Below are 11,843 nucleotides of genomic sequence, written 5' to 3'. Positions count from 1 at the left end.
TTTTAAATTTTTAGAAAAATTCATAAAATTTCTTATCGAGAGAAGTTGAGGGACTGGCCCGTTGAAACTTCAGCAACCAACATTATGTCAGGTGCTAAATCCAGTGGCGATAGCCAGAAGATGAGAAGGGATTAAGTTGACGACTGACAACTATCAAGCCTTCTTTTGCTTAGTGAAAGAAGGCTTTTTTGTATTAAAAATATACTGAAAATACTGTGAATAATGGAGTGAAATAATTGGGTTTACTACAAGATTTAAAAACACGCGTTTTAACGGCGGACGGAGCAATTGGAACTTTACTTTATTCCTATGGGTTGGATTACTGCCATGAGGAAATGAATATTGCACGACCAGAAATTATCGAGAAAATTCATAGTGAATATATTGCTGTAGGTGCAGACATTATTCAAACAAATACATATGGAGCGAATGCGATTAAGTTAGCTCGATATGGTTTTGAAAGTCATGTAAAAGAATTTAACGAAGCTGCACTGAAGATTGCGAAGCGTGCAGCTGCTCCGGGGGGACAGTATGTTCTGGCAACAATCGGTGGCATTAGAGGGATTCGGAAAAGTGATGCAACATTAGATGAAATCTTAACTGCCTTTCAAGAGCAAGTGGAAGTATTACTAACTGGTGAACCGGATGGCTTCTTACTGGAAACGTATTACGACTTTGAAGAATTATCGCATTGTGTCCACCTATTACGATCAATGACCGATTTACCGATCATTGCCCAAGTGACGATGCAGGAACCAGGTATCCTTCAAAATTTAATGTCTTTAAATGAAGCATTTCATGAATTGGAAAGGTTAGGTGCAGATATTGTTGGGAGCAACTGCCGGTTAGGTCCTTTCCATACAATTCAGGCGTTTGAAGGGGTCAACTTACCGAACAAAGCTTTTTTATCAGCTTATCCAAATGCATCGTTATTAGATATTGAAGATGGCCGTGTTGTCTATGAATCAGAAACCGATTATTTTGCTCGTGCAGCCGTTGAACTCGTAAATCAAGGAGTCCGTTTAATTGGCGGTTGCTGTGGGACGACACCGAAGCATATTGCGGCGGTAAAACAACGTCTGGCGAATATGCAGCCAATTGAAACGAAAGAGGAAAAACCCGGGTATACACAATTTGTCCGTATTCCGGAGCCACGTAAGCAAGAACCGCTCCATGAAAAAGCAAAACGTGAACGTTCTGTCATTGTGGAACTTGATACACCGCGTCATCTAGAAATTGACGGGTTTGTAGAAGGGGCAAAACAACTGGCAAAAGCGGGAGCCGATGTCATTATGATGGCGGATAACTCACTTGCATCCCCGCGCATCAGTAATATCGCGATGGCTGCGATTTTAAAAGAGCATGGAATTCGTTCATTGCCGCATTTAACGTGCCGTGACCGCAATTTAATTGGGCTTCAGTCACATTTAATGGGACTTGATGCACTTGAACTTCATGATATTCTGGTCGTGACAGGGGACCCGACAAAAGTGGGGGATTTCCCGGGGGCAACGAGCGTATATGATGTTTCGTCAATGGAGCTTATTTCACTTATAAAGCAGTTAAATAAAGGTAGCTCTTTTACTGGGAAATCGCTGCGAAAACAGGCGGATTTTTCGGTGGCCGCTGCATTTAATCCGAATGTCCGTGTATTGGACCGTGCTGTAGCTCGTTTAGAGAAGAAAATCGAGCATGGTGCAGATTACTTTATTTCACAACCGGTATATACGAAAGAAAAGATTATCGAAATCTATGAGGCAACGAAGCATTTGGAAACACCGATTTATATCGGGATTATGCCACTTACATCTTCACGCAGCGCGGAATTTTTACATCATGAAGTACCGGGCATTAAATTGTCCGATGAAGTACTTGCGCGCATGGCTGCTTGCGGGGATGACAAGGAAGCATCGACAGCAGAAGGAATCGCTATTGCCAAAGAGCTGCTCGATACGGCATGCAAATACTTTAACGGTATTTATTTAATTACACCGTTTTTACGCTATGATATGACGCTGGAATTAATGGAGCATGTAAAACAATATGATGTGGAAAGTAAAGGAGTTCAGTCGAATGTATAATCACCCAATTCATGAGCAATTACAAAAAAGAATTTTAATCATCGATGGTGCAATGGGGACGATGCTTCAGGCAGAAAACCTAACATATGAGGATTTTGGCGGAGAAGACTTAGACGGTTGTAATGAAAACCTGGTACTTACAAGACCTAATGTATTGGGCAAAATTCACCGTGAATATTTAGCTGCTGGCGCTGATATTATTTGTACAAATACGTTTGGCGGAACACCACTTGTTCTTGATGAATATGACTTAGGGGACAAGGCGGTTGAGATCAATAAGCGAGCGGTTGAAATTGCACTGGAAGCGGCAAAAGAGTTTTCGACACCAGAATGGCCGCGCTTTGTCGCAGGTGCAATCGGCCCTACGACAAAAACATTGTCGGTAACAGGTGGTATTACTTTTGAAGAGCTAGAAGAAAACTTTTATATCCAGGCAAAAGCGCTAATCGAAGCTGGGGCGGATCTGCTCTTAATGGAAACTTCCCAAGATATGCTCAATGTTAAAGCAGGAACGATTGCAATTCACCGTGCCTTTGAAGAACTTGGTAAAGAGTTGCCTGTCATGATTTCAGGGACGATTGAGCCAATGGGAACAACGCTTGCTGGGCAATCAATCGAAGCATTTTATATTTCAATTGAGCACATTAAACCGTTGTCTGTCGGATTGAACTGTGCGACAGGTCCGGAATTTATGACCGATCATCTCCGTTCATTGGCGGAGCTTTCGAATGGCTATATTAGCTGTTATCCGAATGCAGGTTTACCGGACGAAGAAGGCTGCTACCATGAAACGCCGGATTCATTATCGAAAAAATTACAAGGCTTCGCAGAAAAAGGCTGGCTGAACATTGTCGGCGGCTGCTGTGGTACAACGCCAGCACATATCGCGGCGATCCGTGAAGCTGTAGATGGCTATAAACCGCATGAGCCGAAAGATGTAACACACGGACATGTCGTATCGGGTATCGAGCCTTTGCAATATGATGAATCTATGCGTCCGTTATTTATCGGAGAGCGTACGAATGTAATCGGCTCTCGTAAATTCAAAAACCTGATTGTTGACGGCAAATTTGAAGAAGCAGCGGAAATTGCGCGTGCACAAGTGAAAAACGGGGCGCATGTCATCGATATTTGTTTAGCAAACCCTGACCGTGATGAAGTAGAAGATATGAAAAACTTCATGCAGGAAGTTGTGAAAAAAGTTAAAGTGCCGCTTGTAATTGACTCTACAGATGAAAATGTAATGGAAGTCGCACTGAAGTTTTCGCAAGGGAAGGCCATTATTAACTCGATTAACTTGGAAGATGGAGAAGAGCGTTTCGATGCTGTTATGCCACTCGTGAAAAAATATGGGGCTTCACTTGTTGTCGGTACGATTGATGAAACTGGAATGGCTATTACACGTGAGCAAAAGCTTGAAGTAGCGAAGCGTTCTTATAAGTTGTTAACAGAAAAATGGGGCATGTCAGCAGAAGACATAATCTTTGACCCGTTAATGTTCCCGGTAGGTACAGGTGACGAGCAATATATCGGTGCCGCTGAGGAAACAATCGAAGGGATTCGCCTCATTAAAGAACATTTACCTGGCTGCTTAACAGTGCTCGGTGTAAGTAATGTTTCGTTCGGTTTACCACCAGTTGGACGTGAAGTATTAAATGCAGTGTACTTATATCACTGTACACAAGCAGGCTTGGACTATGCGATTGTAAATACTGAAAAACTGGAGCGCTATGCGTCGATTCCTGAAGAGGAGATCAAGCTGGCGAATGATTTAATATTCAATACAAATGATAAAACACTCGCTGTATTTACTGACTTTTACCGCGATAAAAAGAAAGATGCAGTTGTGAAAGAATTACCGGCGACAGTGGAAGAACGTCTTGCGTATTACATATTAGAAGGTACGAAAGAAGGGTTAATTGAAGATTTAAATGCAGCACTGGAAAAATTTGATGCACCACTGGATATCATTAATGGGCCATTAATGGCGGGAATGGCGGAAGTTGGTCGCCTATTTAATGAAAACCAGTTAATTGTAGCCGAAGTACTGCAAAGCGCAGGTGTCATGAAAGCGGCGGTAGCTCATTTAGAGCAATTTATGGAAAAAGGCGATACGAGTTCTACTAAAGGAACGATGGTTTTAGCAACCGTTAAAGGTGATGTCCATGATATCGGAAAAAACTTAGTCGATATTATATTAAGTAATAACGGCTTCCGTGTTGTGGATTTAGGGATTAAAGTAACCCCAGCCCAACTTATTGAAGCTGTTCGTAAAGAAAAGCCCGATTTTATCGGTTTATCAGGATTACTCGTGAAATCAGCTCAGCAAATGGTCATTACAGCACAGGACTTTAAAGAAGCAGGAATTGATGTGCCAATTTTAGTAGGTGGTGCAGCATTATCGCGGCGCTTTACGGAAACAAAAATTGCCGCTCAATATGATGGACCGGTCATTTATTCAAAAGATGCGATGCAAGGGTTGGAACAGGCAAACCGATTAATGAATGTAAACGAGCGTGAAGCACTGTTGGAAGAGTTACGTGAATCTCGGGAAAAACGTATAGAATCAGATGCAAAACGCGCGGCACGACCTGTGGCTGTTGCCGTTAAGCCTGTTCGCACAGTGAAGGAAGCTGACGTATGGAAGCCGAAAGATTTAGTGCCGCATATTAAACCGGACTACTCGATCGCCCATTTACACCCATATGTAAATATGCGTACTTTAATCGGACATCATTTAGGGTTAAAGGGCAATTTAGAACAAATGCTAGCTGACCAGGATGATCGTGCTGTTTTATTAAATGATTTAGTAAATCAATATTTGAAAAGTGATGTATTAAGTGCATCAGGCATGTATCAATTTTTCCCTGCTCAATCAGATGGTGATGATGTAGTCGTATATAGTCCTGAAGATGCGAAAACAGAAATTCAACGTTTTACATTCCCGCGCCAGCAAGTAGAGCCATTCTTATGCTTGTCGGATTACCTGAAGTCGGTCGATAGCGGAGAGATGGATTACATCGCATTAATGGTTGTGACAGCAGGTAAAGGTGTCAGCCAAAAGGCAAATGAGTTAAAAGAAGCAGGAAAATTTTTGGAGAGCCATGCATTGCAGGCAACTGCACTCGAGCTAGCTGAAGGCTTTGCGGAGCGTATTCACCAGGAAATACGTGACCAATGGGGATTCCCGGATGCGACAGATTTTACAATGCGTGACCGGTTTGCTGCCAAATACCAAGGGCAACGTTTCAGCTTTGGTTACCCAGCATGTCCAAATTTAGAAGATCAGGAAAAGCTATTTGACCTATTAAAGCCAGAAAAAATTGGTGTACAATTAACAGAGGGCTTTATGATGGAACCTGAAGCAAGTGTATCGGCGATTGTATTTGCACATCCGGATGCACGCTACTTCAACGTATAATATGATTCAAGAGCCGTTTTACCGAAGTTAGGGTGAAGCGGCTTTTGCTACCTGGAGGATGAAATAGATGATTAGACAAGCGACAAAAGAAGATGTACCTGAGATTTTGGCAATTTTTAATGACAATATTTTAAATTCAACCGCCATTTATATGTATAAAGAGCAAACATTAGAAGACCGATTACGCTGGTTTGAACAAAAACAGATTTCCGGTGAGCCGTTACTTGTGTTTGATAGTAATGGGGAAGTTGCGGGTTATGCCACCTACGGAAGTTTCCGTGCCTATCCTGCCTATCAATATACGGTAGAGCATTCTGTATATGTGCATAAAAACCATTATAAAAAAGGAATTGCGAGCAAGCTCATGCATTCGCTAATAGAAGAGGCAAAGGCGAATGACGTAAAAACAATGGTTGGATGTATCGATAAAGAAAATACTGCAAGTATAAAAATTCATGAGAAGTTAGGATTTACGTACAGTGGCACAATTCGCAATGCTGGATATAAATTTGGACAATGGTTGGATTTAGTATTTTATCAGCTTGATTTAGAAGGGCCTAAAAACCCCCAGGAACGTTAACTATAATTTGGTTTGTCACCTGGTCATATGACAACTGTCATAAAAAAGTTGTGATATTTAAGCGTTTCGTCATGTGTGTCTTTTTTGTACGATGTAATTAATTATTTTTACAGGAAAGAGGGATTAACACATGGCAAACATACATGCAGAGAAAACAAAGCAACTACGAAAAGATGTAGCGCCGTTCGCAAAATCAGAAACAAGACTTAGTATTCAACAACTAATCAATACGCTAGGACCACTTTTATTGATTTGGGGAGCAGGCTATGTATTGTTGCAATATTCACCTTGGTTCACAGCGCTTTGTAGTATTCTTGCTTCAGGATTTGTAATTCGTGCATTTATTATTTTCCATGATTGTACACACGGTTCATTTTTCCAGAATAAAAAAGCGAATGCAATTATCGGGAATATCACTGGGCTTTTAACATCATTCCCATATGAAAAATGGAAACGTGAGCATACGATTCATCACGCAACAAGTTCGAACTTGGATAAGCGTGGCATTGGCGATATCGATATGCTTACAGTGGACGAATACCTCGAAAAATCAAAGTTAGGTCGTTTAGGCTACCGTTTATACCGTAATCCAATTGTTATGTTTGGTCTAGGGCCACTATTTATGGTACTCGTATTAAATCGTGTAAACCGCAAAGATGCAAAACGAAAAGAGCGTTTAAATACGTATTTTACAAACATTGTATTATTGGTAATTTGTACAACCCTTATTTTAATCTTTGGTTGGACGACGTTTTTATTAGTACACGGATTAACACTATTTATCGCAGGTGCTTTAGGGATTTGGTTATTCTATATCCAACATACTTACGAAGATTCGTACTTTGAAGTAGATTCTGAGTGGGATTATGTTAAAGCGGCTGTAGAAGGAAGTTCATATTATAAATTACCGAAAATCCTACAATGGGTTACTGGTAATATCGGGTTCCACCATGTGCACCATTTATCACCGCGTGTACCAAACTACAAGCTTGAAGATGCACATGAGTCGATTAAACCGCTTCAGCAGGCGACAACGATTACATTAAAGACAAGTCTAGAATCAATTCGCTACAAGTTATATGATCCGGACAACTACCGTTTTGTTACATTTAAAGAAGCAGCAGAACGCGAAACAAAGCGTGATAAAACACGTAATAAAACACTTACTAACTAACTTCATTAAAAAACAGGTATCTCAACCATGGATTGAGATACCTGTTTTATTATAGAATAAAGAAAAAGAGAATAGAGGTTATTATGCAAACTTGGTATAGTATCATCCCGAAAAGTCCGATGTTAAGTATTTATATATGGATAATCTTTTGTATTATGCCATTCTTCTTTATTATCCAATCCTTCACGTTGTGGCAAATTATATTAGGAATCAATTTAATATTGGCCTATTTTCTGTGCCATTACTTTTCTTTCACGGCTAAGCCTGGACTCAAGTATATGTGGATCAGTTTCCAAATGGTGCTCAATATCGTAATGACTCTTGTTTTTGGTTATGTGTATCTATCCTTATTTACTGCATTTTTTATTGGTAATATAAAGCAGGCAGTTGGATTTTATATTATGTACGGTTTACATATCGGTTTTACCGTTCTATCGATAGTTGGAGGATATTTTATTTTCCTTGAGTTATTTATATCGCAAACCCCGTTCATAATTATTAATGTACTTGGGGTTGTACTATTGCCATTTACATTATATTCGAGAACGCGACGTGAAAATTTAGAAGGTGAACTGGAAACAGCGCGAGAACGCATTTCAGAATTAACGGTATTTGAAGAGCGTCAGCGTATTGCGCGTGATTTACATGACACACTAGGTCAAAAGCTTTCAATGATTGGTCTGAAGAGTGACTTAGCTGCAAGGTTAGTGGAAAAAAATCCAGAGCAGGCGATTTTGGAAATAAAGGATATTCGTCAAGCGGCAAGACTAGCCTTAAAAGAAGTGCGAGAGCTAGTCGCGGATATGCGGGCTGTTCGTATTGAGGAAGAGTTATACAGAGTCGAACAAATATTAAAAGCCGCACAAATTAAACTTCGATTAAATGGTGATAAAAGCGAAATTCATATGCCTACTTTGGCGGAAAATGTTATTAGCATGTGTTTAAAAGAGGCTGTAACAAATATTGTAAAGCATAGTAAGGCGACAATTTGCCGAATTAGTTTTTACCAAAGTGATGATGAGTTTAAAATGACGATTCAAGATAATGGTATTGGTTTTAAACGTTCCCATGAATTAGAAGGCGGTAATGGTTTAAAGGGGATGCAGGAGCGTATAGAATTTATAAATGGCTCACTTGAAATAGAAAACGGTGATGGGACAACGGTTGTTTTAAAAATACCGTTAGCTATTACGCATCAAAAGGGGGAGAACAAGAGATGATTCGAATTGTTATTGCGGAAGATCAGGGAATGCTACTTGGAGCAATGAAATCACTGCTTAGTATGGAAGATGATATGGAAGTGGTTGGTCTTGCGAAAAACGGTGAAGAAGCAATTGAGATGGTAACGGAATTAAAGCCGGATATTTGTATTATGGATATTGAAATGCCGATCAAAACAGGGTTGGATGCTGCTGAAGCTTTACGAGGAAGCGATTGTAAAATAATCATTTTAACGACTTTTGCACGTCCCGGTTATTTTGAAAGGGCACGAAAGGCAGGCGTACGCGGGTATTTGCTGAAGGATAGTCCGATTGAGGACCTTGTCAATTCCATTCGAATTATTATGGACGGTCGCCGAATTTATGCACCGGAGCTTGTGGACTTTGTATATGAAGATGATAGTGAAAACCCATTAACTGAACGTGAAAGCCAAGTGCTTGAACTCGTTGCAGAAGGAAAGACGACGAAGGAAATTGCAGCTGAGCTTTACTTGTCTGCTGGTACAGTACGTAACTATATTTCTACAATCCTTGATAAGCTGGGAGTCGGGAATCGAATTGAAGCGATAGCCCGATTTAAAGAAAAGGGCTGGAATAAATAAAATGCTCCGCTTACTTTTAACAGGTAGGCGAAGCATTTTTTGCTCTTAGCATTAATCTTTTTTTGTTAAGCGCCCAAGGACGAATGCACCAGCTGCTACAGCTAATAAGGTATTCGTCTTTTTATTGAATACTTGCTTTGTAACGAGTGAAATATTTTGCGGGCGCTCAGCAAGGCGACGCATAAAATACCCGTACCAATCTTCACCATAGGGTACGTATACACAAACTTGATAGCCTTCGCGTGAAAGCTCCAGCTGTAAGTCCTTTCGGAAGCCGTAAAGCATCTGGAATTCGAATTTTTCTTTCGGAATATCATATTGCTCAACGAAATACTTCACGTGTTTTATAATATTGTGATCATGTGTTGCAATGGAAGTGAAATGACCATGAGCTAAATGGTATTCAATTAGCTCAATAAAGTTAATATCGATATCTAATTTGTCTTGGTAGGCAACTTCTTCTGGCTCTTTATAAGCTCCCTTCACGATACGCAGGCGGAAGTCTTTAAATTGCTCGACATCTTCCTTTGCTCGGTGGAAGTAAGCTTGGATAACAGTCCCCACGTTATCGAAAGACTTTGAAAGTTCCTCCAACATATCGAATGATGGTTGCAGACGATCATAATCTTCCATATCAAAATTGACGAAAATACCATACTCATGGGCGCGCTCAACAATCTCATATAAGTTGTCGTAGCAAAAATCGATGTCGATATCCAACCCTAACTTTGAAGGTTTCAATGAAATATGCGCATCCAGTTCTTCAACTTGAATGGCTTCAATCATAGCTAGAATATCTTCTTTTGCTTTTGTTGCTTCAGATTCATCGATAACGTACTCACCTAAATTATCAACGGTACATGAAATTCCTTGTTCGTTCAATTTACGAATACTGTCGATTACTTCTTCAATAGTTGTCCCAGCGACAACACTTTGTGCCCCTAACTTTAAACCATATTGTTGAGCGGCGTTTGAAAGTGTTTGGTTTTCGGATAATGAAATGAAAAAATCACGTAATGCTGCCATAATAACATCTCCCTAAAATTCGTTATTTTCTTAAAATTATACCATAGCGCTATTTGCGGAAAGTATGAAGCTTGAATTATTTTACATGCATTTTGATTCCGCAGAACGCTCATTATAACGGCTTCAACCGTGATGAATGTAAGTATTAATTTCCTAGTGATACCTTTTAATGTTTTCCCCTTTTTTAAGCGCATTTAACGTAGCTGCCAAAATAATTAACGAAATCACCAAAACTAATAAAAGATGCTAAGGGTTAATGCCATTAGTAAACAAAGCAAAATAACAAGGAGCTGTCTGAAAAACTTTTCAGAACAGCTCCTTGTTCAGTTTAAGTATCTATATGGTTCGAAAGTGTGTGGGGGAAGGGGGCACACCTTTTTGCTTTTAACTCTTTGGAGAGCTTAAAGAAGATTTCGGAAACCCTTTAGAGCCACTATCCTGTACATTGGTAGGAGTTGATACTTTACCTAAGTTTGTTAAACGTGCGGCAAAGCTATCATTTGATTTTGTAACACCTTTGAATGTATCTTGCATTTCATATGCATAGGCAGCGTGTTCTGCAATGTCTAAGCCCTGTACTTCCTCTTCGTGAGTTACACGTAATGGGACGAAAGCTTTAATGACAAGAGTGGCAACAGCGACTGTGCTAGCAGTCCAAGCAATAATTGCAACAACGCCTAATGCCTGCACGCCAAGTAGTGTTGCGCCACCACCATACAAAAGACCACCGCCAGTAATATCGAACAAACCAACAGCTAATGTTCCCCAAATACCGGCAACACCATGTACTGCTACTGCTCCTACTGGATCATCAACTTTCAATTTATGTTCAATGAAGCGGACAGCTTCCACTAAAATGAAACCGCCGATTGCACCAGCGATAATAGCGCCGACGATGCTTAAGTTTGCAGCACCTGCTGTAATACTAACTAAACCTGCTAAAGCTCCGTTTAATGTTAAAGAACCATCGATAAAGCCGTAACGCAAACGAGTGTAAAATGCTGTAGCAATAACACCAGCTGATGCAGCTAAAAATGTATTTGCAATAACACCTGGAACTAATGCTGGGTCGGCAGCTAAAGTTGAAGCACCATTGAAGCCGTACCAACCTAACCATAAAATGAATACACCTAATGCGCCAAGTGGAATAGAATGACCTGGAATAACATTCACGACGCCTTTTGCATATTTCCCTACACGTGGACCAACCATTGCTGCAACGACTAATGCACCAACTGCACCAGTTAAGTGAACGACTGTGGACCCTGCGAAATCAGTGAAGCCTAATGCTGTTAACCAACCATCACCTTGCCAAATCCAATGCCCAACAACAGGATAAATGATTGCTGTCATAACTACTACTAATGCCATATAGGCAACAATGTTGGTACGTTCAGCAACAGCACCGGAAATAATAGTGGCACATGTCGCAGCAAACATAGCTTGGAATACGAAGAAGGCAATGTCATCAACACCGCTTAATGCAAAACCTGTAGTACCGATAAGTCCGTTGGCTGAGTCACCGAACATTATGGCGTAGCCAACTGCGAAATAGACGATACCGCCGATTGAAATTGTTAAAATATTCTTCATTAATATATTGACCGCATTTTTAGAACGAGTAAAGCCTGCTTCAACCATTGCAAACCCAGCATGCATGAAGAAAACGAAAAATGCACCAAGCATTACCCATACTAAGTTAATCGATAATTCTAAAGCTTCGTTTGTCATAAAAATAT

Annotated in this window: 8 protein-coding genes and 1 riboswitch; of the genes, 6 read left to right on the top strand and 2 right to left on the bottom strand. The window is 40.3% G+C overall.

Features of this window, described 5'->3' with window-relative positions; genetic code table 11:
- Positions 1 to 29: 29 nt before the first annotated feature.
- A riboswitch (SAM riboswitch) is annotated at positions 30 to 127 on the top strand.
- 109 nt (positions 128 to 236) lie between these two features.
- From NYE67_RS18635 to NYE67_RS18610, 6 genes are all read left to right on the top strand, one after another.
- Positions 237 to 2,081 (top strand): bifunctional homocysteine S-methyltransferase/methylenetetrahydrofolate reductase, encoded by a 1,845-nt coding sequence (locus tag NYE67_RS18635; protein WP_340730774.1) that lies wholly within the window; start codon positions 237 to 239, stop codon positions 2,079 to 2,081.
- Positions 2,074 to 5,502 (top strand): methionine synthase, encoded by a 3,429-nt coding sequence (metH, locus tag NYE67_RS18630; RefSeq protein ID WP_340730773.1) that lies wholly within the window; start codon positions 2,074 to 2,076, stop codon positions 5,500 to 5,502. Before NYE67_RS18635 ends, metH begins: the two co-directional genes overlap by 8 nt.
- A 67-nt stretch (positions 5,503 to 5,569) precedes the next feature.
- Positions 5,570 to 6,082: a GNAT family N-acetyltransferase gene (locus NYE67_RS18625; protein WP_340726352.1), complete on the top strand. Its 513-nt coding sequence runs from the start codon at positions 5,570 to 5,572 to the stop codon at positions 6,080 to 6,082.
- 130 nt (positions 6,083 to 6,212) lie between these two features.
- Positions 6,213 to 7,256 (top strand): fatty acid desaturase, encoded by a 1,044-nt coding sequence (locus tag NYE67_RS18620; protein ID WP_191701817.1) that lies wholly within the window; start codon positions 6,213 to 6,215, stop codon positions 7,254 to 7,256.
- An 83-nt stretch (positions 7,257 to 7,339) separates the two neighbouring features.
- The gene (locus NYE67_RS18615) at positions 7,340 to 8,476 is read left to right on the top strand and encodes a sensor histidine kinase (RefSeq protein ID WP_340726351.1); all 1,137 of its coding nucleotides are present in this window, start codon (positions 7,340 to 7,342) and stop codon (positions 8,474 to 8,476) included.
- Entirely contained in the window at positions 8,473 to 9,078 is a 606-nt protein-coding gene (locus NYE67_RS18610; RefSeq protein WP_340726350.1) for a response regulator transcription factor, read from the top strand. Before NYE67_RS18615 ends, NYE67_RS18610 begins: the two co-directional genes overlap by 4 nt.
- 51 nt (positions 9,079 to 9,129) lie before the next feature.
- On the opposite strand, the gene NYE67_RS18605 is transcribed toward NYE67_RS18610, so the two are convergent.
- Both NYE67_RS18605 and NYE67_RS18600 read right to left on the bottom strand, forming a co-directional pair.
- A complete protein-coding gene (locus NYE67_RS18605; RefSeq protein ID WP_340726349.1) occupies positions 9,130 to 10,104 on the bottom strand; it encodes a proline dehydrogenase family protein in 975 nt (324 codons plus the stop codon).
- 384 nt (positions 10,105 to 10,488) lie between these two features.
- Positions 10,489 to 11,835: an ammonium transporter gene (locus NYE67_RS18600; RefSeq protein ID WP_340726348.1), complete on the bottom strand. Its 1,347-nt coding sequence runs from the start codon at positions 11,833 to 11,835 to the stop codon at positions 10,489 to 10,491.
- Positions 11,836 to 11,843: the final 8 nt, after the last annotated feature.

Origin of the sequence: Solibacillus sp. FSL W8-0474 (genome assembly GCF_038004065.1) — a bacterium.
Classification (GTDB): domain Bacteria; phylum Bacillota; class Bacilli; order Bacillales_A; family Planococcaceae; genus Solibacillus; species Solibacillus faecavium.
Note: the sequence above shows the minus strand (reverse complement) of the source record. Positions and strands in the feature narration are given on the sequence as shown.